Source organism: Vibrio sp. OY15, from assembly GCF_000742455.1.
Lineage (GTDB): Bacteria > Pseudomonadota > Gammaproteobacteria > Enterobacterales > Vibrionaceae > Vibrio > Vibrio alginolyticus.
The window spans coordinates 12,451-38,503 of record NZ_JPIL01000027.1 but is presented as its reverse complement, the minus strand read 5'-3'; the positions used below and the strand labels follow the sequence as shown (position 1 = coordinate 38,503).

22 protein-coding genes, 2 tRNA genes and 1 riboswitch are annotated in these 26,053 nt (G+C 46.5%); of the genes, 14 read left to right on the top strand and 10 right to left on the bottom strand.

Translation table 11 applies throughout. From position 1 onward, the window contains the following. The first annotated feature begins 9 nt into the window (after positions 1-9). The 10 genes from IJ23_RS21710 (at position 10) to thiH (ending at position 9,011) form a co-directional block, all read left to right on the top strand. Positions 10-87, top strand: a tRNA-Glu gene (locus IJ23_RS21710). Between the two features lie 62 nt (positions 88-149). Beyond that, positions 150-226: transfer RNA gene (locus IJ23_RS21705), tRNA-Trp, on the top strand. Between the two features lie 244 nt (positions 227-470). After that, positions 471-1,853: a multicopper oxidase family protein gene (locus tag IJ23_RS21700; protein WP_033907328.1), complete on the top strand. Its 1,383-nt coding sequence runs from the start codon at positions 471-473 to the stop codon at positions 1,851-1,853. A gap of 123 nt (positions 1,854-1,976) precedes the next feature. Then, positions 1,977-2,360: a fluoride efflux transporter CrcB gene (crcB, locus tag IJ23_RS21695; protein WP_005378811.1), complete on the top strand. Its 384-nt coding sequence runs from the start codon at positions 1,977-1,979 to the stop codon at positions 2,358-2,360. 60 nt (positions 2,361-2,420) lie between these two features. After that, a riboswitch (TPP riboswitch) is annotated at positions 2,421-2,519 on the top strand. Positions 2,520-2,682: 163 nt separating this feature from the next. After that, positions 2,683-4,623: a phosphomethylpyrimidine synthase ThiC gene (gene thiC / locus IJ23_RS21690; protein ID WP_033907327.1), complete on the top strand. Its 1,941-nt coding sequence runs from the start codon at positions 2,683-2,685 to the stop codon at positions 4,621-4,623. Then, positions 4,623-6,038 (top strand): thiamine phosphate synthase, encoded by a 1,416-nt coding sequence (locus tag IJ23_RS21685; RefSeq protein WP_033907325.1) that lies wholly within the window; start codon positions 4,623-4,625, stop codon positions 6,036-6,038. The genes thiC and IJ23_RS21685 overlap by 1 nt, the downstream gene beginning before the upstream one ends. Continuing rightward, the gene (locus tag IJ23_RS21680; RefSeq protein WP_005378806.1) at positions 6,025-6,798 is read left to right on the top strand and encodes a HesA/MoeB/ThiF family protein; all 774 of its coding nucleotides are present in this window, start codon (positions 6,025-6,027) and stop codon (positions 6,796-6,798) included. The genes IJ23_RS21685 and IJ23_RS21680 overlap by 14 nt, the downstream gene beginning before the upstream one ends. 38 nt (positions 6,799-6,836) lie before the next feature. Next, positions 6,837-7,091 (top strand): sulfur carrier protein ThiS, encoded by a 255-nt coding sequence (thiS, locus tag IJ23_RS21675; protein WP_009703038.1) that lies wholly within the window; start codon positions 6,837-6,839, stop codon positions 7,089-7,091. Positions 7,092-7,096: 5 nt separating this feature from the next. After that, positions 7,097-7,864: a thiazole synthase gene (locus IJ23_RS21670; RefSeq protein WP_005397059.1), complete on the top strand. Its 768-nt coding sequence runs from the start codon at positions 7,097-7,099 to the stop codon at positions 7,862-7,864. A gap of 34 nt (positions 7,865-7,898) precedes the next feature. Beyond that, positions 7,899-9,011, top strand: a complete 1,113-nt coding sequence (gene thiH, locus IJ23_RS21665; protein ID WP_033907324.1) for a 2-iminoacetate synthase ThiH — start codon at positions 7,899-7,901, stop codon at positions 9,009-9,011. Positions 9,012-9,140: 129 nt separating this feature from the next. Here thiH and IJ23_RS21660 read toward each other — a convergent pair whose 3' ends face one another. Both IJ23_RS21660 and IJ23_RS21655 read right to left on the bottom strand, forming a co-directional pair. Further along, a complete protein-coding gene (locus IJ23_RS21660) occupies positions 9,141-10,931 on the bottom strand; it encodes an aminopeptidase P family protein (RefSeq protein WP_033907323.1) in 1,791 nt (596 codons plus the stop codon). 203 nt (positions 10,932-11,134) lie between these two features. Beyond that, positions 11,135-12,076, bottom strand: coding sequence for a LysR family transcriptional regulator (locus IJ23_RS21655; protein WP_005378791.1), 942 nt, complete (start codon positions 12,074-12,076; stop codon positions 11,135-11,137). A gap of 107 nt (positions 12,077-12,183) precedes the next feature. Here IJ23_RS21655 and IJ23_RS21650 point away from each other — a divergent pair, with 107 nt between their 5' ends. Beyond that, the gene (locus IJ23_RS21650) at positions 12,184-13,377 is read left to right on the top strand and encodes a multidrug effflux MFS transporter (RefSeq protein ID WP_005382927.1); all 1,194 of its coding nucleotides are present in this window, start codon (positions 12,184-12,186) and stop codon (positions 13,375-13,377) included. Positions 13,378-13,468: 91 nt separating this feature from the next. Beyond that, on the top strand, positions 13,469-13,750 hold the full coding sequence (gene tsrA, locus IJ23_RS21645; protein ID WP_005378786.1) for an H-NS-like global regulator TsrA: 282 nt from the start codon (positions 13,469-13,471) through the stop codon (positions 13,748-13,750). A 31-nt stretch (positions 13,751-13,781) separates the two neighbouring features. On the opposite strand, the gene IJ23_RS21640 is transcribed toward tsrA, so the two are convergent. From IJ23_RS21640 to IJ23_RS21625, 4 genes are all read right to left on the bottom strand, one after another. Next, positions 13,782-14,237: a DoxX family protein gene (locus tag IJ23_RS21640; protein WP_033907322.1), complete on the bottom strand. Its 456-nt coding sequence runs from the start codon at positions 14,235-14,237 to the stop codon at positions 13,782-13,784. A gap of 10 nt (positions 14,238-14,247) precedes the next feature. Beyond that, on the bottom strand, positions 14,248-15,006 hold the full coding sequence (locus IJ23_RS21635) for an HvfC/BufC N-terminal domain-containing protein (RefSeq protein ID WP_033907321.1): 759 nt from the start codon (positions 15,004-15,006) through the stop codon (positions 14,248-14,250). Next, positions 15,003-15,875: an MNIO family bufferin maturase gene (bufB, locus tag IJ23_RS21630; RefSeq protein ID WP_033907320.1), complete on the bottom strand. Its 873-nt coding sequence runs from the start codon at positions 15,873-15,875 to the stop codon at positions 15,003-15,005. The genes IJ23_RS21635 and bufB overlap by 4 nt, the downstream gene beginning before the upstream one ends. Before the next feature lie 99 nt (positions 15,876-15,974). Beyond that, positions 15,975-16,235 carry a BufA1 family periplasmic bufferin-type metallophore gene (locus IJ23_RS21625; RefSeq protein ID WP_005378779.1) on the bottom strand — a complete coding sequence of 87 codons (261 nt, stop codon included), beginning with the start codon at positions 16,233-16,235 and terminating at the stop codon, positions 15,975-15,977. 281 nt (positions 16,236-16,516) lie between these two features. On the opposite strand from IJ23_RS21625, the gene uvrD reads away from it, so the two are divergent. Continuing rightward, complete coding sequence (gene uvrD, locus IJ23_RS21620) at positions 16,517-18,691, top strand: DNA helicase II (protein WP_005378778.1); 2,175 nt, start codon at positions 16,517-16,519, stop codon at positions 18,689-18,691. A 930-nt stretch (positions 18,692-19,621) separates the two neighbouring features. Here the strand turns inward: uvrD and ggt are convergent. The 4 genes from ggt to rarD form a co-directional block, all read right to left on the bottom strand. Next, positions 19,622-21,388 (bottom strand): gamma-glutamyltransferase, encoded by a 1,767-nt coding sequence (gene ggt / locus IJ23_RS21615; RefSeq protein ID WP_033907319.1) that lies wholly within the window; start codon positions 21,386-21,388, stop codon positions 19,622-19,624. 111 nt (positions 21,389-21,499) lie between these two features. Continuing rightward, positions 21,500-22,159 (bottom strand): LysE family translocator, encoded by a 660-nt coding sequence (locus tag IJ23_RS21610; protein WP_005378776.1) that lies wholly within the window; start codon positions 22,157-22,159, stop codon positions 21,500-21,502. A gap of 91 nt (positions 22,160-22,250) precedes the next feature. Then, entirely contained in the window at positions 22,251-23,048 is a 798-nt protein-coding gene (locus IJ23_RS21605; RefSeq protein ID WP_005382915.1) for an AraC family transcriptional regulator, read from the bottom strand. Between the two features lie 71 nt (positions 23,049-23,119). After that, positions 23,120-24,037, bottom strand: coding sequence for an EamA family transporter RarD (gene rarD / locus IJ23_RS21600; protein WP_005378774.1), 918 nt, complete (start codon positions 24,035-24,037; stop codon positions 23,120-23,122). A gap of 178 nt (positions 24,038-24,215) precedes the next feature. On the opposite strand from rarD, the gene recQ reads away from it, so the two are divergent. Beyond that, positions 24,216-26,051: an ATP-dependent DNA helicase RecQ gene (recQ, locus tag IJ23_RS21595; RefSeq protein WP_005451195.1), complete on the top strand. Its 1,836-nt coding sequence runs from the start codon at positions 24,216-24,218 to the stop codon at positions 26,049-26,051. The last annotated feature ends 2 nt before the right edge of the window (positions 26,052-26,053 follow it).

Sequence of the window (26,053 nt, the reverse complement as noted above, 5' to 3'; positions counted from 1 at the left end):
GATACCGCTGCGGAGTGGTAGTTCAGTTGGTTAAAATCCCGGCCTTTCACGCCGGGGGTCGCGGGTTCAAGTCCCGTCCCCCCCGCCCCTTAATATCGACAACCTCGCTTATGCGAGGTTTTGTCAAATCTAGAATATGAAAATTCTATAGGGGTGTAGCTCCAATTGGCAGAGCAGCGGATTCCAAATCCGCGTGTTGGGAGTTCGAATCTCTCCACCCCTGCCACATATCAGGCTCTGGCTTAGGTCAGAGCCTTTTTTGTATCTGGTTTCTTCTCATTATTACAGCTTATTTCTACTCTTATCCCGTAAGTATGGCTTTCTGCTGTACTTTGGCAGCATTTAATCTACTGAACGAACGAAACTACAGTTAGCTGTAATGATCAGTGGCCCGAAATTTTAATAATAAAGGGGAATCACTATTTATATTTAGTTACACTCAACCGATCTGGATTAATGAGTAACTATGTATGGATATATCTCGTCGACGCTTTCTTCAATCATCCTTAGCAATCTCCGCGCTTGCCGTTCTACCTGCATGTTCTCTATCTAGGAGCACTAATAAGCAGGGGCAATATATATACGATATCACTGCAGAGCCTTCTACTGCAGAATTGGTCCCTGGGTTTAACACAGACGTACTCGCATTTAATGGTTCGATTCCAGCGCCTGTGATTCGTTGTCGCCAAGGCGAGAAAGTTATAATTCGGTTTACTAACAAGCTTTCAGAGCCGACTACAATCCACTGGCATGGCTTGCGAATCCCTATTGAAATGGATGGTGTCCCTTTCTTGAGCCAGCAGCCTATCATGCCAGGTGAAACATTCGTTTATGAATTTACACCACCAGATGCGGGCACATTTTGGTATCACCCACATATGAATAGTGTGAAGCAGCTTGGTATGGGCTTAGTCGGGCTAATTGTCGTTGAAGAGGCAGAGCCGGTTCAGTTTGATGAAGAGCATGAGGTCGTCCTCAAGCATTGGCATTTAGACAAACTAGGTCAGTGGAAGAACCTTATGGTGCCGCGCTTGAGCGCTCGTATGGGGACTCCCGGAGAGTGGAGTAGCGTCAATGGTGTGCATGAACCTGTTTATACGCTGAAGCAGAATGCCACTACGCGATTAAGAATTGCTAATGTCGATAATACCATTACTTACCCGATCGCTATTGAAGGTGCAGAGGCTTGGGTTATTGCTATTGATGGTAATCCTGTTAAAACGCCTTATAAGCTCACTCAGCACAAAATTGGTCCAGGAATGAGGTTAGATATCGGATTGATTGCTCCGAAGGTTGGAAAACGTGTTTATGTGCGTCAAATGAAAGGACGCTTCCCATTCCCTTTGTGCGAGTTTGACGTTGTTGAGTCTGACCTGTCGAACAACCAGAAACTGCCTTTATTACCTCTCAACCCTGTGCCAGCTCTCGATTTGAAAAATGCAGAGCAAATCGATTATGTGTTTGAGTGGGAGGGGGCGATCACTCCTGCTGATAAATCGGGCAAAGCGATACCTAAATTCTGGCTGATGAACAAACGGGCTTGGGAGGGAATGAGCAAAGATAATATTCCAGCGCCCCTTTCAACATTGGAGATGGGAAAAACCTATATCTTCAACCTAAAGAACGTCACCCAATATCATCATCCTATTCACCTTCATGGACACACATTTACGGTTCTTGAGTTAGATGGAAAAAAACTCGACGAACCGTTTCATACCGATACGGTCTTGCTTGGAAAAAACGGCAGTGCGAAAGCGGCATTTGTTGCAGATAACCCTGGACGTTGGATGTACCATTGTCATGTGATCGAACACATGAAGACGGGGTTGATGGGTTATATTGAAGTAAAGTGACTCCTGTAACTTTTTAAATCTTGATAAGTTTTAAGCGCTATAATTTGCTGAATTCTAAGATTGTATAATCACTATTGCCGTAAATTTGATTACAATGTCGCCATTAACTTTTCTGGGGGAATTATGGGACAACTATCCGTTTTGGGTTTTATTGCATTGGGTGGTGCATTTGGTGCATGTTCTCGTTACTTAATTTCTGAACTTTGTGTCATTTTATTGGGGCGTGGTTTTCCATATGGTACGTTAACCGTTAACGTTGTTGGCTCATTTATGATGGGCTTATTGATAGCAGCTTTCGATAATGAACTTTTGGCAACGGAACCTTGGCGACAAGTGATTGGCTTGGGTTTTTTAGGCGCACTAACGACGTTTTCCACCTTCTCGATGGATAATGTTTTGCTTATGCAGCAGGGCGCTTTCTTTAAGATGGGGTTGAACGTATTGTTGAATGTCGTGTTAAGTATTTCAGCGGCGTGGATAGGCTTTCAATTATTGATGCGCAGCTAGCAAAGTAGTTAAAAATTGAACAGGTCGGCTTGGTTTCACCAAGCCGTTTTTATATACTGACATCACTTGTCGGAGTGCCATAAGGCTGAGACCGTTAATTCGGGATCCGTTGAACCTGATCAGATTAGAATCTGCGAAGGGAACAAGAGAAGATATTCACACCGGAGTTCTTTCTGGTTGATCTATCAAAAGTCGAATGTTGTTACAGGCAAATATCGTAAGCTTTAACTAGCCTTAATTTGACTCCTCTTGTCGCATCTATCCGCCAAGCATTTTTATCCAATTACTTTTTATCTAGTATAACAAAGCAAGGAAAAATGCTATGTCGAGTCGCAAACAAGCGAGACTGGAAGCAAAACAGTTCATTGATACACTCTCGGTACAACCGTACCCCAATTCAAGCAAAGTCTACGTAGAAGGCTCACGTCCAGATATTCGTGTGCCAATGCGTGAAATATCACTCGCTGATAGCCTTATTGGAGGCACAAAAGAAGCGCCTATATTCGAACCTAATGAGCCAGTACGCGTTTACGATACGTCGGGTGTATACACAGATCCAGAGCACACCATAGACCTCTATAACGGCTTACCTAAGCTGAGAGAAGGGTGGATTGAAGAGCGCGCCGATACTGAGCTACTTGATGAAGTAAGCTCGGTGTACACCAAAGAACGCTTAGAAGACGAAACACTAGACGGTCTTCGTTACGGTAATCTACCACGTATTCGACGTGCCAAAGATGGCCATTGTGTGACTCAATTGCACTATGCTCGCAAAGGTATTATTACCCCAGAAATGGAATATATCGCGCTGCGTGAAAACATGGGGCGTGCCAAGTATCGCGATGAAGTGCTGAATCAACAGCATCCGGGTCAAAGCTTCGGAGCGAACCTACCAAAAGATATTACCGCCGAATTCGTGCGTAAAGAAGTCGCCGAAGGTCGCGCTATTATCCCTTCAAATATTAACCACCCAGAATCCGAACCAATGATCATTGGACGTAACTTTTTGGTCAAAGTGAACGCCAACATCGGTAACTCATCGGTCACTTCTTCGATTGAGGAAGAAGTAGAAAAGTTAGTATGGGCAACGCGCTGGGGTGGCGATACCGTTATGGATCTCTCTACTGGACGTAACATCCACGAAACTCGCGAGTGGATTCTACGTAACAGTCCGGTTCCGATCGGTACCGTACCAATGTATCAAGCGCTTGAGAAAGTGAATGGTGTTGCGGAAAACCTTAACTGGGAAGTGATGCGCGATACCCTGATTGAGCAAGCAGAGCAGGGCGTTGACTACTTTACTATCCATGCCGGTTTACTACTTCGTTATGTGCCAATGACTGCAAAACGCGTTACTGGCATCGTCTCTCGTGGTGGTTCTATCATCGCGAAATGGTGTTTAGCGCATCACCAAGAAAGCTTCTTATATACCCACTTCCGAGAGATCTGTGAAATCTGTGCTAAGTATGATGTGGCACTTTCTCTCGGTGATGGTCTGCGTCCTGGCTCGGTTGCTGATGCTAACGACGAAGCGCAATTTTCAGAGCTTCGTACCCTTGGTGAGTTAACCAAGATTGCGTGGGAATATGACGTACAGGTGATTATCGAAGGTCCTGGTCATGTTCCAATGCACATGATCAAAGAGAATATGGAAGAGCAGTTGGAGCACTGCCATGAAGCACCATTCTACACGCTTGGCCCACTGACGACAGACGTCGCTCCTGGTTACGACCATATTACTTCAGGCATCGGCGCTGCCATGATTGGTTGGTATGGCTGTGCGATGCTTTGCTACGTCACTCCTAAAGAGCATCTTGGCTTACCAAACAAAGAAGATGTGAAAGTAGGCATGATCACTTATAAGCTTGCTGCGCACGCCGCTGATTTAGCGAAAGGGCACCCAGGTGCTCAAGTTCGTGATAATGCGCTTTCTAAAGCTCGCTTCGAGTTCCGCTGGGAAGATCAATTCAACTTGTCACTCGACCCAGATACCGCGCGCGCTTTCCATGATGAAACCTTACCTCAAGAGTCCGGCAAAGTTGCTCACTTCTGTTCGATGTGCGGACCAAAGTTCTGCTCGATGAAGATTTCGCAAGAGGTACGAGAGTACGCGAAAGACACTGAGCAAGTTGCTGCGGACCAAGCTATCTCGATTAAAATGCTAGATGATCCTCTTGAAGGGATGCGTCAGAAATCGCAAGAATTTAGAGAGTCAGGTTCCGAGCTATACCACCCAGCAGCACATGCCGAGGTAAGTGACTAATGAGCAAAATCCTTATTCCGTCATCGTTGATTGAACTGACAGGTTTAGTTCAGCAATGTTTGTTGTTGGCGAAAGAACAGGGTTTTAGCATAGAAGACATTGAGTTGGGTGTGAGCCCAACTCAATCTATTCAGCTTGTTCGCGGCCAACAGACCACACACATAACGACTGATCTCATTGATGATTATGACTCTGAGCATGAGAGTTCATTTGTGCTCTATTACCGTTCTGCTTTGTCGGTAGAAGCGTGTGCTAAGCAACCGTCGAAAGCGATTTATATTGGTATTGCTGATACTCAGGTATCCGATGAAAAGGAGAAAGTGCTTCAGCTTGATATCTGGCGTCACCCAATTAACAACGAAGTGAGAGCGCTTTCCGTTAAGTCCAAATTCAACGCAATGTTCGATCCTGAACATCACCTTGCTTGGATAGTAACGCTGACAGTACTCGATTTTCCTATCGAAGATGCGTTAACACTTGCTCGAGGAATCCTAACTCAACAAGCGAATGTTTCACGTGAAACACTGTTGAATGACAACCTTGATGAGGGACGATCTACTCAGTGGGCTGACCAATTTGATGATTTCCCCACACCTGTACTGGAGGATAACCGACTCGATATTCAAGTTGGTTGGTCTGCACAAGGTGAGAGCGTTAGCTTTCCAACTCTAACTAAGCAAAGTCTAGGGCTCTATCCAGTCGTTGATGATGTTGCTTGGATTGAGCGTCTACTGCCACTAGGCATCAACACTATTCAACTGCGAATAAAGAACCCACAACAAGCCGATTTAGAACAACAGATCATTCGAGCAATTGAGCTAGGTCGTCAGTATCAAGCACAAGTGTTCATAAATGACTACTGGCAGTTGGCAATCAAGCATGGCGCTTATGGCGTTCACCTGGGACAAGAAGACATAGAAGAATCGAATTTGGCTCAGCTAACTAAAGCCGGCATTCGTCTTGGTCTTTCTACGCATGGTTATTACGAACTACTGCGCATCGTACAAATTCATCCTAGTTACATCGCGCTAGGGCATATTTTCCCAACCACCACTAAACAGATGCCATCGAAACCACAAGGTTTGGTGCGCTTAGCTTTGTATCAAAAGTTGATTGATAGCATTCCTTATACAAATACAGAGGCTGCTTTCCGTCCTTCAGAAGACAAAGTAGGTAGTGACTATGTGCTTGGCTTTCCGACGGTTGCGATTGGTGGTATTGACCAATCTAATGCAGCCCAAGTTTGGCAAACAGGTGTTTCTAGTTTGGCAGTTGTGCGAGCTATTACGTTGGCAGAATCACCTCAGTCCGTCATCGAGTTCTTCGCACAACTGATGAAGCAAAGACAGCTAACGTTTACTGATCAGAATAGTGAATTAGCGGATACCAAGAGAGGCGAACATGCTCACGGATAAGCAGTTCCTTCGCTATCAGCGCCAAGTCGCTCTGCCTGAAATTGCCGAAATTGGGCAAGAGCGTTTGAACAAATCGCATGTGCTGATCATCGGTTGTGGTGGTTTAGGGAGCGCAGCGAGTTTGTACTTGGCATCCGCGGGCGTTGGTAAATTGGTTGTGGTTGATGACGATGAAGTTGATAGCAGTAACCTACAGCGTCAGATCATTTATCGTGAACAAGACCTCCAAGTTGCGAAAACAGAAGCGACTGTAAAGCAACTTACTGAACTTAATTCTATGGTTCAAATTCGTGCTCTCAATAAGCGATTGGACAAAGCACAGCTGCAGCTTGAGGTGATGCTAGCGGATGTGGTGCTCGACTGCACCGATAACATGCCAACGCGCCAGCTAATTAACCAAGTTTGTTTCGAGCAAAATACGCCGCTCATCTCGGCGGCGGCAATTGGTTGGCAAGGCCAATTCGCTGTCTTTGATTACCAAACACCAAGTGAACAAGAAGCGCAGAGTAAAGCCTGTTACCGCTGTTTGTATCCGTTCGACGAATTACCGCAAACGCAAAAGTGCAGTGAGAGCGGTGTCGTCGGTCCGGTGGTGGGTACACTTGGCAACTACCAAGCGATAGCGGCAATTCAAAAACTGGCGACGGGAAAGTTTCATGTCGAGACTGCCAAGTTACACCTGTTCGATGGATTGAAGCTGCAATGGCAAACCATGGCGATAAGTAAAGATAAACAGTGCCAAGTGTGTGCTCAGATTTAGTTTACGAGTAATGGGCAGAATTAAGAGAGTTGGAAGCAATGACGTTATCAGAACAACAAACAATACAAATGACAGCAGCTGACTTAGATGTGATCACTATTGTCATCAATGACCAGTCACATCAAGTTGCCAGTGAGTCGAATCTACAGCAAATCATTAGTCAATTTGCGCTGCCCGAAATGGGCTGTGTTTTTGCAATTAACAACAATGTTGTGCCGCGCAGTGAGTGGGCTAGCACAGTTCTTTCACAGGGAGATAGCATCTCTTTGTTTCAAGCGATCGCAGGGGGTTAAAGTCGATGCTTAAAATTGGTGATAAACAATTCGAATCAAGACTGTTCACGGGAACAGGGAAGTTTGCTAACAGCCGATTAATGGCAGAAGCGATTCAAGTATCGGGTTCTCAACTTGCGACCATGGCGTTGAAGCGTGTGGATGTTAACGACCAACAAGACGATATTTTGCTGCCGCTAGTACAAGCGGGCGTGAACTTATTGCCGAATACCTCAGGTGCAAAGAATGCTAAAGATGCTGTGTTTGCAGCACAATTGGCGAGAGAAGCGTTAGGTACAAACTGGCTAAAGCTTGAAATTCACCCAGACCCGAAGTACTTGATGCCCGATCCAATTGAGACACTTGCGGCCGCTGAACAACTGGTTCGTGAAGGCTTCATTGTGCTTCCTTATTGTCATGCTGACCCAGTTCTGTGTAAACGATTGGAGGAAGTGGGCTGTGCTGCGGTCATGCCATTAGGTGCACCGATCGGTTCCAACAAAGGGATAGTTTCTCACGATTTCCTAGAGATCATTATCGACCAAGCTAATGTTCCTGTGGTTGTCGATGCGGGTATCGGTGCTCCTTCACATGCCGCGCGTGCGATGGAAATGGGCGCGGATGCCGTTCTCGTTAATACTGCTATTGCAGCTTCGAGCGATCCTGTTGCGATGGCGAAGGCATTTAAGTTGGCGGTAGAGTCGGGGCGTATGGCTTATGAAGCCGGACTTGCTGGTAAGGTTTCTCATGCGGTTGCGTCGAGTCCACTGACGTCATTCCTAGATGAGCTTTAGCCCTAGATTGATTTAGCTAATAAGCGAGGAAAACATGAGCTTCGTTGAACAATTTAAGCAGCTTAATTGGGATGACATTTCGATGTCGATCTATGCGAAAACGGCAAAAGACGTCGAGCGAGCATTGAATAAACCCAAGCGTGATTTGGAAGACTTTAAAGCGCTAATTTCACCAGCGGCTGAAGCGTACTTAGAGCAAATGGCGCAGTTGTCATACTCGGCAACTCGCAAGCGTTTTGGCAATACCATGTCGCTTTATATTCCATTGTACCTTTCTAACTTGTGCGCCAATGTTTGTACTTATTGTGGCTTCTCGATGGAGAACAGAATCAAACGTCGTACCTTGAATCGGGACGAAGTGGTTGCAGAGGTTGAAGCCATTAAACGCATGAAGTTTGATAGCGTATTGCTGGTGACTGGCGAGCACGAAACTAAAGTGGGTATGAAATACTTCCGCGAAATGGTGCCTATGATTAAGAAGCGCTTTAACTATTTGGCGATGGAAGTACAGCCACTTGATCAAGACGAATACGCTGAGCTCAAGACATTGGGTTTGGATGCGGTGATGGTCTATCAAGAAACGTATCATCCTTCGACTTACGCCGAGCACCATTTGCGTGGCAACAAGATGGATTTCGAATACCGATTGGATACACCCGATCGTCTTGCAAAGGCGGGCATCGATAAGATCGGTATTGGTGCTTTAATAGGGTTGGAAGAGTGGCGTACCGACTGTTTTTATGTGGCAGCGCACTTGGACTATCTTGAGCGCACGTATTGGCAGACTCGTTACTCGATTTCTTTCCCGCGTTTGCGTCCTTGTGAGGGTGCGCTCCAACCCAAATCAGTCATGACGGATAAGCAACTTGTTCAGCTGATTTGCGCTTATCGTTTGTTGAATCCAGAAGTGGAGTTGTCATTATCGACTCGTGAGTCACCGAAGTTTAGAGATAACGCATTGCCTTTAGGCATTACCAGTATGTCTGCTGCATCGAAAACTCAGCCGGGTGGTTATGCGATGGATGATGTTGAACTCGAGCAGTTTGAGATCAGTGATGAGCGAAGCGCAGGTTCTGTGGAAGATATGATTCGAGCCAAAGGGTTTGACCCTGTATGGCGAGATTGGCACTCGGCGTATTCTGGTTAATCAGCAAATAAAGACACTGGTCATCGTTATGTTTCACGTGAAACATAAGTAAAGAAAAGAGGGTTGATGCAAAACATCAACCCTCTACTTTTTTCTAGCTTCTAGCTTCTAGCTTCTAGCTTCTAGCTTCTAGCTGTGTGCTACTGGTAGCGTTGCTTGACGAAGCCACTCTTTCACATCACCCTCAACAAGTGGGCTGATCTCATCCCATACCTTCTGATGGTAATCATTCAACCAAGCAAGCTCTGGACGAGTTAGCATATCAACATTGATGTTGCGCTTGTCGATTGGACAGCGTGTTAGCGACTCGAATGACAGAACAGGGAAGTCACCGTTAGTTGGGGTTTCAACAACAAGCTCTAGGTTCTCGATACGGATACCAAACGCATCCGCACGGTAGTAACCTGGCTCGTTGGACAGCACCATGCCTTCTGTTAGAGGCACGTCGATTTGCTTCTTCGAAATGCTTGCTGGACCTTCATGAACACTTAGGAAGTGACCAACACCGTGACCAGTACCGTGATCGTAATCGTAGCCCTCCGCCCACAGGTGCTGACGAGCTAGCGTATCGATTTGGTAACCACGTGTGCCTTTCGGGAAACGTGCACGTGCAACACCGATGTGGCCTTTTAGCGCGAGAGTGAATTGTTTAATCATCTCTTGTGAAGGCTGACCGATCGCGATGGTACGCGTGATGTCTGTCGTGCCATCTAGGTACTGACCGCCTGAATCCACTAGGTAAAGTGTGTTCAGTTCTAGCTTGCCAGGTTCAGGTTGGTTCTCGTGATTATAGTGACACATCGCCGCGTTGCCACCTGCTGCCGAGATAGTATCGAAGCTAAGATCCATAAGTGTCGGGTCTTCGCTGCGGAACGCTTCCAGTTTGTCTGCCAGCGTCGCTTCATCATGCAGGTTACCCGCAACGACTTCAGCATCTAACCAAGAAAGGAACTTACTCATCGCTACGCCATCACGGATATGACATGCTTTCATGCCTGCGATTTCAACAGCGTTCTTTGCTGCTTTTGGCATTAGGCATGGATCAGCTTTACTCACCACAGATGCGCCAGCGTTTTGTAGAACCAGCTTAAACCACGCGTTACTTGTCGCAGGGTCAACCAGTACATTCTTGCCAGTTAGGTTTTCTAGTCGTGCTTGCAATGCTTCTGGGTGATGAACCGTCACGCCGGCACCAACATGAGCGTCAAACTCAGCAGGTAGGCGAGCAGGATCTAGGAAGTATTCCACGCTTGAGTCTGAGTGCAGAATCGCGTGAGAAAGAAGAACTGGTAGACGTGAGACATCTAGACCACGAACGTTGAGCAACCAACAGATAGAATCAAGTGCTGTGATCACTGCGCTGTCTGCACCGGCTTTTTTCACGAGCTCTGCGATTTCTTGGCGTTTGCTTTCACTTGATTGTCCAACTGTTTCTGTTGCCATTAGGCGAACATCAGAAACCACAGGAGCAGGGCGGTCGTGCCACAGTTCATCAATTGGGTTGCTATCGAGAATCTTAAGCTCAAGGGTACCTGCAAGTTTTGCTTGTGCCATGTCTAGCCAAGCAGAGTTGTGCATGCGAGGGTCGATTGCCACAGACGCGTCATTTGCAAGATGGTCTTTAATCCAATCTAGTGCAGGCTCTTCAATCAAGTGACGGTATTCGAATAGATCAGCAGGAACCTGCTTTGTTACTTGTACTGTGTAGCGACCATCAACAAAGATAGCGGCTTTGTCTTTGGTGATTACCGCAGCACCAGCAGAACCAGTAAAGCCAGTTAGCCAATGTAAACGCTCGTTGTGCGCTGGTACGTATTCGCCCAAGTACTCGTCTTCATGTGGGACAAGTAGGGCATCAATATTATGTTGTGCTAGCCATTCGCGAATTGCATTCACGCGGCTTTGGGTATCGTTGTGCATCTGTGTTATTCCTTCAAATTACCGCTCCTTCATGCTCAGGTGTGGGAGCTGTTTCCATCTGCTTCATGCAGTTTACGATTCCATTGAGGTTCGCAATCACTTCAATAGAGTCGGAGTACAACTAGGCCATAGATGAGCCAAAAAGGACTACGACAGTTAAGCTACTCATTTTAGCCGCTAAGCGCAAATTGAGTGCGGTGTTTTTATCTAAGGTGATCGGTTTTTTGTGTGATCATCGTACGTAGCCAGCCTAATGCAGGGTCGTTTTCTCTATCTCGGTGCCAGAATAAAGTGTAAGCCATAGGTGGGAATTCTAACGGTAGTGGCAGCACGACCAAATCAAGCTGTTTGGCCGCAAGTTGCACAAAATGACTTGGCGCAGTAAAGATAAAGTCGGTGTATGAACATAAACTTGCGGCACTGTTAAAGTCGGGCACGGTGACGGCAATATCGCGGTCGGCGCCAATATCTGCAAGGCGATAATCCAGCAACCAACGGTCGTTGCCATCACAGCGTACTTGTACATGGCGTAGGGCGAGATAGGCTTCCAGATTCCAAGGTTGTTTTAGCGCAGGATGGTTTTTGCGAATGATGCACATTTGGTAATCACGATAAATTTCCAACTCGCAAATGTCATCGGGTGGTTGAAGAGTCAGCTTGGCATCGTTTATATCGATATCTTTTCCAGTTAAGCCTAAATCCAGTTCGCCGCGTTGAAGCATTTTAAATGTATTATCCGACCACGGGTGTGTGCTAATTGTCACGCCAGGTGCTTGTTGAAAAATCGCCGGTAAGAAATGGGGTAGAATGAGAGGGTAGACACTCTCTACCGCTGCTATTTGAAAACGGTATTCGCTGCTTTGCGGAGAAAACTCTTCGGGTTGAGTCAGCACTTCTAACTGATTTATCAACAGATCCAGTTTCGGTTTAAGAAACAATGCGCGCGGCGTAGGTGTTAATCCATGTGAGTTTCGAGTGAAAAGAGGGTCATCAAATTGAATGCGCAGTTTAGCCAGTGATTTACTGACGGCAGATTGGCTTAAGCACAATCGGTGGGCCGCACGAGTAACATTTAACTCTTCAATCAGCACTTTAAAGCAGACCAATAGATTTAAATCGATACGAGCCAGTTTTTCGACGTTCACAGTGAATTTCCTCTGAGGAATAATGCTCATGATTATACATCATTTCCATTCATATCATCAGATGATTAAGCTTTACCCAAAGTTCTTTATCCAATTCGGAGTGTTGTGTGTCTAGCCAGTTTTCTAATAGTAAAAAACAGATGGCGTTATTGACCCTTTTGGTTCTTTTCAGTCCTTTAGCGATTGATATTTATCTACCTGCTTTACCTCTTATTGCTTCCACTTTTCAGGTCGATAATGCGCTAGCACAAGACACGATCACTTGGTTCTTATTTGCTATGGGTGTTGGTCAGCTATTCGCAGGTCCCTTAGCAGATAAACTCGGACGTCGAACTGTTGCATTGGGCGGTATCACCATTTACGCGATGAGCGCTTTATTGGCGTGGAGTGCTCAAAATATTGAGTGGATGTTGGTTTCCCGACTGCTACAAGGCTTAGGTGCGTGTGCGACATCGGTAGCAGCCTTTGCAACAGTTCGCGATATCTTTGGCCCGGAAAAAAGCGGCAAAATGATCAGCTACCTTAACGGTGCGATTTGTTTCATTCCGGCTTTAGCTCCAATTCTAGGTAGCTGGTTAACTCAGCAATTTGACTGGCGTGCTAACTTTAGCTTTATGGCGGGTTTTGCTGTGGTGTCTGGATCATTGATGTTTTTCATGATGAAAGAGACTAACCCGTCAACAGAAAAGCAAGCCGTGTTTAAGCTTAGTCGGTATTGGGCAGTGCTTAGCACACCATCTTTTGTTTTCCATGCGTCATTATGCTTGATGGCGATGGCGGTTATTCTTGCTTACGTTACCTCAGCACCGTCGGTATTGATGACGGGGATGGGGCTGTCGATGAATGAATTCACTTTCTGGTTTGGTGTAAATGCGGTGATAAACATTGCGGCATGTATGCTGGCGCCTAAGTTTATGGAGCGCGTTGGAACTCACAACACCTTGGTCACCGGGATCTCAACTCTGGGTCTCGCAGGTGTGATCATGCTAGTGATGAATGGTCAGAATACCGCGCTTTCTTTCATGCTACCTATCTTCATGTCTTCTGTAGGTTTTGCATTCATTCTGGGTGCAGCGGCAGGGAAAGCGTTAGAACCGTTTGGTGATAAGGCGGGCACGGCAGCTGCACTGCTTGGATTGTTCCAAATGAGTGGCTCTGGTTTGTTGGTGGGTACACTGCAACGCTTATCTCTGGATCCACAAACCTTGATCGCAATTCATATGTGGGTCCTATTACCTGCGTTGGTCGTTCTGTTTACAAAAGCAGGGAAGAACTGGCACTCGAGCTTTGCGAAAGCGTAAATCAGTGTAATTTAGTATTTTCCAATGTAAGTAAGGCGTGTATATTTGTCACTCAGACTTTTCCTGACACCATAACGGAACTCAAAAAGTAATGTCGTTAACCACGTATGAAATGGCTCGTATTCTAGAGCAAATGGAAGATTCACCAGAAAAGGTGATGTTTGGCAAGTTGCTTAATGAGCTGGGTAATCAAAGCTCCGAGCGTATTCGTAGTGCGGCTAAACAAGTACCTCTGCCAATTTTGCGTGATATCGTGTACCAATTTCAGCAAGTGATTGAGTCACGCAAAGATGAACAAGTCGAGCAGATGGCAAAAGACCTCGCTCAGCAAGGTATCTCAGCAGAAGAGCTACTGGCTTACTTGAATAAATAATAAAAAATCCCCGCATGATGCGGGGATTTTTTTAGCTCGTCATTTTCTTTTTCAGGATGTGGTCCAAAGACAGCGGTCCTGGCCCCCATACGATTACGATAAGAATCATCAATCCCCAAAGTTGGTGATCATAAAAACCTTTCTCCCACAACAGTGGGTAAGAGATCACTGCGATGATGTTGAACACAAACAGCATTGCTGCCATCGGGCGGGTAATCAATCCTAGTGCCAAGAACACCGGTAGAACCAACTCCGCAGCCGTACCTAAATAAGCCGCCAATTCCCATGGCAAGATTGGCACTTGGTATTCCAGCTCAAATAAGTACAACGTGCTATCCCAAGACGAGATTTTGATTAGTCCTGAATTGAAGAACACCCAAGCAACCCAAAAGCGACAAAAGAGAAGTAGTAAAGGGACAAAGCCTGCTTGTAAGGCACTGATTAAATCATCGTACCGATTCACTAAGTTTTTAACCGTATCCGTCATAGAGTGCTCCTTAGATTGATTGCAATGTAAAGCCGTCAACAATATCGAGTGCCATGATGCGATTGAGATGAGCGAGTAAAACTTCAGGTATTTCGCTCAAACTCTGCTTCTGCTCTAAACATTGCAGCAGTTGGAACACATCGGCATCGAGTGCGTGACACAAGGCTTCTCCATTGGCTTGAATCGATATGACACCTTGCTGTAATTGGTTGATATTAAGTTGTTCGAATTGCCCAGTTTGAATCGCGCTAAATAGATCGAATACTGCGTAGTTGGAGTCAAAGCTGCGGCAGCCCTTTTTAAGGTGTAAGACTAAAGTGGGTTGTCGCTCTTCACTCACTTCGCCAAGTAACGCAAGCGGTTTTAATTCCGCTGCATTGGATTGCTCATACTGTGCTTGACGAGCTAGGTCGATATGCCACTCGAAGCGTGTGACTTCAGGGCTGTAAGGTGCTTGTGCGATCACCTGACTGAACTGCATGATGGTGTCTTGAAAGCCTTCGCCATAATGCACCACATTTCCTTCTTCTAATGGGTAAGAAAGAACATGCTGGCGAGCTATCTGTTCAAAGCATTCTTCACCAAGCAGCGCTTCAACCATCGGGTAGGTCGCGGATAACACCTCGCTTAAGCTGACGATAAAGTTATTGCGGTAAATCTGCATGCGTTCATCAGCGGTAAACGTATCACTGGCAATATCGCAATCTTCGCCGAGTGCTTGATAGTGTAGGGCTTTAGCAAACTGGCTTTGTAAGGTGGCTAGATTCATGATGCCTTCCTTGGTTCGCTTTGTTCACTTGGAAGTGTGCCTTGCAACAGCAGTTGCGATGCTTTCTGTGCTTCTCCTAATAAGACTTCTGGCGCGGGGATATCCAAATCCCATTCAATCAACGTATGACGTGGACCGTGTTTTTTTGTCCACTGTGAAAACAACTGCCAAACTTCATCGCTAACTGGGCGGCTATGGGTATCAATCCATATCTCACCTTTGTCGAGTTGTTTGATGGTAAAACCTGCCAAGTGAATCTCATCCACTTTGTCGGCTGGAATCGCATCTAGGTATGTGTCGCAATCAAAACCGTGGTTGAACGCCGAAACATAAACATTGTTTAGATCGAGCAATAAACGACAGTCAGTGCGCTTTTGCACTTCGGTAAGAAACTCCCATTCGCTGATGGTCGAATGTTGAAACTTCACATAACTAGATGGGTTCTCTATCAAGATCTCGCGTTGCAAATATTCCTGCACTTCATTCACGTTACGAGTGAACACGTTGAGCGCTTCTTCCGTATACGGAAGTGGAAGCAGGTCATTAAAGTAGTGACCGCCGTTTTCACTCCAACTTAAATGGTCAGAAACAAGAATTGGGTCGATTGAGTCAATCAGTGATTTAAGTTGCGCAAGATGCTTTTGACTAACACGTTCCACCGAACCTAGCGACAAACCAATACCGTGGCAGCTAATTTGATATTGCTCGCGAAGCGTTTGTAGCTGATGGCGCTCTGTTGCATTGGGTTGGAAATAGTTTTCACTGTGGATTTCTAACCAAGACAACTCAGGCTGGGATTGGCTAAAGTAATCGAGGTGAGGGGTTCTTAATCCAACTCCAACAAGGTCGTGGAAGGTGTGGTGTTTCACGTGAAACTCCTTTTCAAATCGTGCGGGAAGAGAAGGATGCGTCTTGGCTTTGCGTTGGTTGAGCGTCAACGCATCCTCACAATAGCTAGCGATAAAAGATTATGAAGAAGAAGTGCTACCGCCAGCGAGTTTGTCACAAAGACCTTTTGGTACGACTACGAATGCGTCTTTTTGGTTATCTTCTTTAGAAGTACCAGCGCATGAGCTGCTTTTTGTTGCACAGTCGTTTTTACCTGCTTTAGAAACGCCATAGCACTTTTCTTTTTCAGCAGCGACAGCTGGAGCTGCAGTTAGCATTGTGCCACCAAGAGCTAGAAGACCAGTAACAGCAGCAGTAACAGCTAGATTCGACTTTTTCATAATAAATTCCTCTGAATGATTTCCTTTACTTTAAGTTGGCAAGATGAATCGCCTGTTTTGGCGTTTTTGTTATCAACTTGCTTAACTTAAAAGATAGGAAACTGGCTAAAAAACTTTCAGAAAAATTTCTGAAGCAAATGGGTTTGTAGGGTTAAATAGGTATAACTAATTGATGTGTTGGGTAAAAAAACATCGATTTTTTTATCAAGTTTTGTCTAAACAGCACCCGGTTGTTTAGGTTATAATCGGTTTTTATGTATAAATAACCAGTAGCTCTCATCATGATGGATCCATCTCTATTACTCGACGGTTTGAACGATAAACAACGTGAAGCCGTTGCAGCACCTCTAGAAAACTTGCTCGTTCTTGCTGGCGCAGGAAGTGGTAAGACACGCGTTCTTGTTCACCGTATCGCTTGGCTGATGTCGGTCGAGCAAGCTTCTCCGTTTTCAATTATGTCGGTAACCTTTACCAATAAGGCGGCGGCAGAGATGCGTGGACGTATCGAAGAGCTAATGATGGGCAGTGCAGGCGGTATGTGGAATGGTACTTTCCACGGCATTTGTCACCGTATTCTGCGTGCACACTATCTTGATGCGAAGCTACCGGAAGATTTCCAAATCATTGACAGTGACGACCAACAGCGTCTACTAAAGCGTTTGATTAAAGCGCAAAACCTCGATGAGAAGCAGTGGCCGGCACGCCAAGTGGCATGGTGGATTAACGGCAAGAAAGACGAAGGTCTGCGCCCGTCGCACATTGATGCGTACCATGATCCAGTAACCAAGACATATCTACAGTTGTACACCGCTTACCAAGAAGCGTGTGATCGTGCTGGTTTAGTCGATTTTGCGGAAATCTTGCTGCGCGCACATGAGCTACTGCGTGATAACAAGTTCGTCCGTGAACACTACCAAGCACGCTTTAAGCATATCTTGGTGGATGAGTTCCAAGATACCAACAACATTCAATATGCTTGGCTACGTATGATGGCGGGTCCTGAGTGTCACGTGATGATCGTAGGTGATGACGACCAGTCGATTTATGGCTGGCGTGGTGCAAAAGTCGAGAACATTGAGAAGTTTACGCTCGAATTCCCAAGCGTGAATACCATTCGTCTTGAGCAAAACTACCGTTCCACTAAGACCATTCTGGAAGCATCTAACACCCTGATTGCGAATAACACCGAGCGTATGGGTAAAGAGTTGTGGACGGATGGCGTGGTCGGTGAGCCTATCTCGGTTTACAGCGCTTACAACGAATTAGATGAAGCCCGTTTTGCGGTGAACAAAATCAAAGAGTGGCAAGACAAGGGCGGTGCTCTGAATGACGCTGCGATGCTTTACCGTAACAACGCCCAGTCGCGTGTTCTGGAAGAAGCGTTAATTCAAGCCGGTCTGCCTTACCGTATCTACGGCGGCATGCGATTCTTCGAACGTCAGGAAATCAAAGATGCCTTGAGCTACATGCGTCTGATTGCCAACCGTAACGATGATGCGGCGTTTGAACGTGTGGTGAATACGCCAACGCGTGGTTTGGGTGATAAGACGCTTGAAACCATCCGTTTTGCGGCTCGTGACCGTGGTTGCACTATGTGGGAAGCGAGTGTGGCAATGTTGGACGAGAAGGTGCTTGCTGGTCGCGCTGCTGGTGCTCTGAGCCGTTTTATCGAGCTTGTCACCGCGCTAGAAGACGACACCTTAGAGATGCCGCTGCATCACCAAACTGACCATGTAATTAAATACTCGGGCTTGTTCGCGATGTACGAGCAAGAGAAGGGCGAAAAGTCTAAGGCACGTATTGAGAACTTGGAGGAATTGGTGACCGCAACTCGCCAATTCGAGAAACCAGAAGAAGCCGAAGACATGTCACTGCTGACGGCATTCCTAACCCACGCAGCACTAGAAGCGGGCGAAGGACAAGCGGACGAATTTGAAGATGCGGTTCAGCTCATGACATTACACAGTGCGAAAGGTCTAGAGTTCCCATTGGTGTTTATGGTCGGTGTGGAAGAAGGCATGTTCCCAAGCCAAATGTCGGCAGAAGAAGCAGGGCGCTTAGAAGAAGAACGCCGTCTGTGTTACGTAGGCATGACCCGTGCAATGCAGAAACTGTACATCACTTATGCTGAAATGCGTCGTTTGTACGGTCAGGATAAATACCATAAACCGTCTCGCTTTATCCGTGAACTGCCAGAAACTTGTTTAGATGAAGTACGAATGAAGGCGCAAGTTAGCCGTCCTTCAAGCAGTGGTCGATTTAGCCAAACTGTTGTGAAAGAGAGCTTTAATGAAACCGGCTTTACGCTAGGTTCTCGTGTGATGCATCCAAAATTTGGTGAAGGCACCATCATCAACTTCGAAGGCAGTGGTCCACAGAGCCGTGTACAGATTGCCTTTAACGGTGAAGGCATCAAATGGTTGGTAACTGCTTACGCACGACTAGAGAAACTGTAAGGCTTGACCAAAACTCATACCAATCGTAGTGAATAACTGGTCATTCTAGCTTGTTAAAATACTCGATAACTGCGTTGCAATTTTTGATTGTAGAATAACTACTTATCGAAAAATTGCGCCTTGTTCTCAAGCATTTTCCCTACGCTATTTCTGATCACTTATTTACTGTGATTGGTATCATCAACTTAAGAGCTGCTTCGGCGGCTCTTTTTGTTTGTGCAGTTTTGGTGTCGCTAACGCAGGAAAAAATGGAATGATAAATGGAGTTCGAAAGCGCGATTTAACGGTGCAGATGAGAAAAACTTTAGGCAAAGAAAAACCCCGAGGGCTTGCGCCCATCGGGGTTATAGTCTTACTCGCAGCAATCCGGCTACTAAGAGTGCTCCATGCATCTAATCCATGATAGTGTGCTGAATCCGTCAGCTTAATCCTTACGTCGCCTTCCTAGCGGTGTCCTTAATGACCTTATCCTGGTCTGCTAACTATCCTCGTTAGCTCTCATCACTTGTTCCCTGAGCGGTGTCCCTGACATCATCCTGATGTTCAAATCCTTGCCTCGTCCAGAGGTGTCCATTTCCCGTCCTTAGTAGCAACCATCCTAGTCACTATTGATTCCGTTCAATGTCCAATTTTGCAATCCATGCCCGACTATTCATCCTGAATAACCGTTTCTTCTTCCTGAAGTTCACCAAGTCCGTGGTGTTTCCTGTTCCGTGTCAGCATCCTTCCGACAGGTTTAATATTACGTGTTTAACGATTTCCAACAACGGGCTAATCTCACATTTTTTTACTCTCTTAGCGTTCAAAAAAGATACATGAGTATTAAATTCAATGATTTACGCTCTTTTCTGTACGGTTTTACCATTAAAAAAGAGAGGTTTGCTCAACCCTTTGTGAGAGATCTCGCACAAGGGGTCGAGCGAAAGACTCTTACTGCCCGATAGCGGCACCTTCACGTCTTGGATCCGCAGCGCCTTCAAGACCGTCTTTTGTTATTCGTATCGCATGCAGACCAGAGTTCAAATCCCGAACATCGGTTTTAAAGCCCATCTTCTCCAGAGCAGGCTGTAAGCCCTCTGCGGCGGTACCTTGCTCAATATCTAAGGTGCCAAAACGGTTCAGCAATCGTGGCTGATTAATCGCGCTTTGGATGTCCATATCCCATTGCGTGTGGGCGATAATGGCTTGTGCGACGTAACCAATAATGCGGCTGCCACCCGGTGAGCCAATTGCCATGTAAGGTTTGTCATCCTTCATCATAATGGTTGGTGCCATGGATGAACGTGGGCGTTTTCCCGGTTCTAAGCGGTTCGCGATTGGCACACCATCTTGATGCGTGCGGAAAGAGAAATCGGTCAGTTCGTTATTGAGCAAGAAGCCGCGTACCATCAAGCGTGAGCCAAAGGCGTTCTCGATGGTTGTTGTCATTGAAACCACATTGCCTTGCTTATCGACGATATTGAAATGGCTGGTGGAAGGCAGCTCGATCGATTGGTCCATGCTTAAGTTCATGGCGTGCGACCAAGGAGGATTACCGGCTTCAGCCTTACTCAAGGCTTTACCGACTTGAATGAGCTCAGCACGTTGTTTGAGATAATCTTTATCAAGCAAGCCTTCGGTTGGCATTGGCACATAATCTTGGTCAGCCATGTATTTACCACGATCCGCGAACGCAAGGCGCGATGCATCGGCGATCACTTGCCATGATTTCGCGCTTTCGGCTCCCCAACCTTTAAGATCGTATTGCTCGGTGATCGCGAGAATCTGTCCAACCGTCAATGCGCCAGAGCTAGGTGGTCCCATGCCGCAGATGTCATAGCTTTGGTAAGCCGCACAAACCGGTTCACGTTGCTTGATTTGGAACGCATCAAAGTCAGGTTGTGCCAATACGCCAGGGTTGCCCGGCGCATTTTGTACTGTCTTGATGATGTCTGTGGCGATATCGCCTTGATAGAAAGCTTTTGCCCCTTGCTCTGCAATTGCCGTCAGAGTTTTCGCGTATTCAGGGTTCTTCAACAACGTGCCTTCGGCTTTTGGTGAGCCATCTGGATTGAAGAAGTAAGCCTTAGTCGCAGGGAAGCGAGATAGGCGCTTGGCATCTTTTTCAATCAGACTCGCGAGGCGAGGACTGACTTCGAAACCTTGCTCAGCCAAGGTAATCACGGGTTGGATTATCTTCTTCCATTCCAACTTGCCGTATTTCTGGTGCGTGTCCCACAGCAGTTTCACTGTACCAGGAGTGGCAACGGAACGCCCACCGACAACCGCATCGTAAAATTGCAGTGGTTGTCCTTTGTCATCTAGGAAGAGTTTCGGCGTTGCGGCGAGCGGTGCGGTTTCGCGTCCATCATACGTAGTCAGTTTTTGTTTCTCACTGTCCCAATACACTAAGAAGGCGCCACCACCAATGCCTGAAGATTGGGGTTCTACTAAGCCCAGCATCAGCTGCACGGCAACCATAGCATCAATAGCATTACCACCTTGTGCAAGAACGTCTGCCCCAGCTTGGGTGGCAAGTGGGTTGGCTGCGGTAACCATATAATCTTTCGCTTTGATCAATTGTTTTTGCTCGAAGCCAGTGCTGTGCTCCGGCGCAACTGCATCTGCTGCTTGGTTAGCAAAGACTGAGGTAGATAAGATTAGTGGGGAAGTAAGAAAAAGACCCGTGGTCACGAGTCGGTTGAACGTCCAATGCATGATGACTCTCCATGTTGCCAGTTTTGTGCTTTGAGCTTGGCAGTTATGGAGAGTCACGTCGAGTCAGCAATCTTAGAAATGTCGATTGTGCTACGCTTTTAAATCAGTACTTTATCCGATAAAAGTATTGATAGTTTGGTATAGAATACTGCCGCCCACTAGAGTAAATACCACGCCGCATAGACCGTCGATGTAGATACCCGCTTGTTGCAATTTACGCTGTAAGCGCTGTGTCGACAGCATCCATGCAAGGCTAGAGAACCAGAATAGCGACAAGCCAAACAGGATGACCAGTGCAATACCTTTGCCAGTAATCGACATACCTGCTGGGACTAAACTCGACATCAAACTGACAAAGAACACCAGGGCTTTTGGGTTAAGAATGTTGGTCGCAAACCCTTTAGCAAACGCTTGACGCTTATTGCTGATCACTAGGTTATTTTGCTTCTTAGGTTGATCCGTCAGTGGGTTTTGGATCATCGAGATCACGGCACGCAATGCGCCAATTCCTAAGTAGAGCAGGTAACTACCACCGAGCAGTTGTACCACGGAATACAGCACTGGGTGCTGGTGGACGACAAAACTCACACCTGTCAGGCTGAACAAAGAGTGCAGCAAAATACCGACGGACAATCCCAACGCAATGTACAAGCCAGTTTGACGACCATGACGCGTCGCATTTTGTACGACCAGCGCAAAGTCCGGACCTGGACTCATTAGGGCAATAAAGTGAATGCTGGCGAGTGTCAGCAATATGGTGGATTCATTCATAACACATCTCAAATTTAACCAATGCGGCTATTGTCGTGGTAAGTCACCTGTGGCGCTTGTAAAAAACTGACAGCTTTCTCGGTAAATGAAATTAACGAGCCACTTGAGAAGGGGAAACGCCGTAGGTCTGTTTAAACGCTTTGCTGAAATGCGCTTGATCATAGAAACCGATTTGATGAGCGACGTCGGTACCACATTGACCAGCTTGCAGTAACTTCATGCCTTGTTCAAGGCGCAGGCGTGCGAACCATGCATAAGGCGTCATGCCAGTTTGCGCTTTAAAGTGGCGCTGGAACTGAGTTGGGCTCAGTTGGCACAGCTCTGAAAGTGAATCCAAACGCACCGCTTGGTCAAGGTTAGCCATTAGATAATCTTTTAACGTCCCAAGCGATTGGTTTCCTAGCGGCACCACTTTTTGTCGCTCAAGCGATCCGTAGCGATCAAAAAGTTGGTTAAATCCTTCAAAAGGAAGGCAATCTTTGGTGAGTTGGCTGAGGTTTTCACGACGAAGCAGCCCGTGTAAGTTACTAAGTTGTGAAAATATCTGCGGATCCGAGATGATCAGTTCGTTGAAGTGTATTATTTGACCGTTTTGCTTAAGATCAGCCAGATCGCTCAATAGATGAGGTTCGATCGCAAACACATTTACTTCGTAGCCACTCTCGAGCTTAGATTGCCCGTCGTGCAGCTCATCCGGCGGCATAATCACAATTTGCCCGTGACCAACTTGGTGGCTGTTACCTTGGTATTGGAACTTCTGCGCACCATGCGTGATCAGGCCGAGATGAAAATCTAGATGGTAATGCCTTTGAAAAGCAAATTTCTGGTATTTCGCCTCTATTAGACTCAAGTTGTCATGGTCGGTTGCGTAGTACTGAATATGTTCCATTAAATAAAAAAGCTTGGTCACATTATGACCAAGCTTATCTGGCAATTTCTAACTTGTCTTGTAAAAAACGATCACTGTGGCTGAACGATTCGGCGTGAGCGACGGTTATTACGTAATCCATCAAAGCTAAACACGACTAGTGCTCCCCAAATAAAGACGAAAGTGATCGCTTTATCCATGGTAAAGGGTTCGCCATACATCAATACTGCAAGTAAAAACATTAAGCTTGGGCCTATATATTGGAAAAAGCCCAAAGTCGATAATTTGAGTCTTGTTGCTGCACCCGTAAAGCACAGCAGTGGCAGGGTTGTTATAACCCCAGCCGCGATCAACAAACTATTTAACGTAAGTGGATTCGTAAGCATATTTGAGGTTGGTGTATCGGCAATAAAAAGCAAATAAACAGCGGCCACTGGCAGTAGAAGTAATGTCTCGATAAACAAGCCAGTTTTTGCATCGACACTGACTTTCTTTCTTAATAAGCCATAAAAGCCGAAGCTCATTGCTAACGCCATCGCAACAACAGGTACGGAGCCAAATACAATCAGTTGAACGAGTACGCCACAACCTGCCAATACAACCGCGAACCACTGTAATTTACGCAGTCGCTCACCAAGGAAGACCATCCCGAGTAAGACGTTGATCAGTGGGTTAATGTAATAACCTAAGCTGGCGTCGAGCATATGATTCGAGTTTACCGCCCAAATGAAAATCAACCAATTACCGCCAATTAGCATGGAACTTGCGATCAGGTAAGCGATTTTCGTTTTGTCTTTCGCGATGTGGTAAGCCGAGCGCCAGTGACGGCCAAAATGGAGGAGTGCAGCAAGCAAAAAGAAAGACCATATCACTCGGTGGCTTAGAATTTCCAAAGGAGATACTTGTGCGATGGACTTAAAGTACATCGGCGCAATGCCCCACATGGTATACGCACCAATCGCTAGCAAGATACCTTGCCGCGCGCGTTGTTGTTCGTCTTCTGGTGTCATGAAGTGTCACCTAATTGTGTGTTTTATAGAGCAGAAAATCAGTATACGAGTCGTGATGCGAAACACCTAACAATTTGCGGTTTTATTCACCATGAAACCCCATTACAATGTGCCCTCACTTTGTGTGCCAGTGGTATGCATAAGCACCTCTTTTTTAAGACCCAATCTGAGACTTTTCATGACCTCGACCTTGTTAGCCGAACAATCTGATTCGCCTGTAACGCCTCAACGTGTGTTGGAGGATGTGTTTGGTTACCAAGAGTTCCGTGATGGTCAGCAGTTGGTGATTGATGCTGCGGTAGAAGGTCGCGACAGCTTAGTTATCCTGCCTACTGGTGGCGGTAAGTCGCTGTGTTATCAAATCCCTGCTTTGGTTCGCTCTGGTATTACTTTGGTGATTTCTCCGCTTATTTCGCTGATGAAAGACCAAGTGGACCAGCTTAAAGCCAACGGTGTAGCGGCTGAATGCATTAACTCGACCATGCCTCGTGAAGAACTGCTCAGCGTGTATAACCGCATGCACACTGGTCATCTTAAGTTGGTGTACGTCTCGCCAGAACGCGTATTGATGCGTGATTTCATTGAGCGCTTGGAAAACTTGCCGCTATCGATGATTGCCGTCGATGAAGCGCACTGTATTTCCCAGTGGGGACACGACTTCCGTCCAGAATATGCCGCGCTTGGTCAGCTTAAGCAGCAGTTTTCCCATGTGCCATTTATGGCGCTGACGGCGACCGCAGATGACGCAACGCGCCGAGATATTCTTGAACGCCTGCAACTGAATAATCCAGAGGTTTACCTAGGCAGCTTCGACCGTCCCAACATTCGCTACAACTTAGTTGAGAAGCACAAGCCGGTTTCGCAAATCGTTCGTTATCTTGAAACCCAAAAGGGTAACTGCGGCATCATCTATTGTGGTAGCCGTAAGAAAGTTGAGATGGTGACCGAGAAGCTGTGCAACAACCACATTCGTGCTGCTGGTTATCACGCCGGTATGGACGCTGATGAGCGCGCTTACGTTCAAGAAGCTTTCCAACGTGATGACATCCAAATTGTAGTGGCGACCGTGGCATTCGGTATGGGCATCAACAAACCAAACGTGCGTTTTGTGGTTCACTTTGATATCCCGCGCAACATCGAGTCTTACTATCAGGAAACGGGTCGTGCAGGGCGTGATGGTCTACCTGCCGAAGCGATGATGTTGTATGACCCAGCGGACATCAGTTGGCTGCGTCGTATGTTGGATGAGAAAGACGATGGTCCACAGAAGCAGGTGGAAACCCACAAACTGAATGCGATGAGTGCCTTTGCTGAGGCGCAAACTTGTCGTCGTCAGGTGCTATTAAATTACTTTGGTGAGTATCGTGAGAAGCCATGTGGCAACTGTGATATTTGCTTAGATCCACCGAAACACTTTGATGCCACGGAAGAAGCGCGTAAGGCGTTGTCTTGTGTGTACCGAGTGAATCAGAGCTTTGGTATGGGCTACGTGGTGGAAGTGCTACGTGGCATGCAAAACATTCGTGTACGTGAAAACGGCCACGATAAGATTTCTACCTACGCGATAGGGCGCGACCACAGCCACGATTACTGGGTGAGTATCTTCCGTCAGTTAATCCACAAAGGGCTGTTGTTTCAAAACATCACGCGTAACTCAACGCTGCAATTAACCGAAGAGGCACGTCCGCTTTTGCGTGGCGATGTGACCCTAGAGTTAGCGGTTCCACGTTTAGACACCGCAGCACGTGCGGCTAAATCAGATAAACTGACCAGCAAGAACTACGACAAAAAGCTGTTTGCTAAGTTACGTAAGCTGCGTAAGTCGATTGCTGATGAAGATGGTTTGCCACCATACGTGGTCTTCAGTGACGCAACTTTGATTGATATGGCGGAAATTCTGCCAACGTCTTACGGCGAAATGCTGGCAGTCAGCGGTGTTGGTCAGCGCAAACTAGAGAAGTACGCCGACCCATTCCTCGATTTGATTCAAGAACACATTACTCACCACGGATAAGG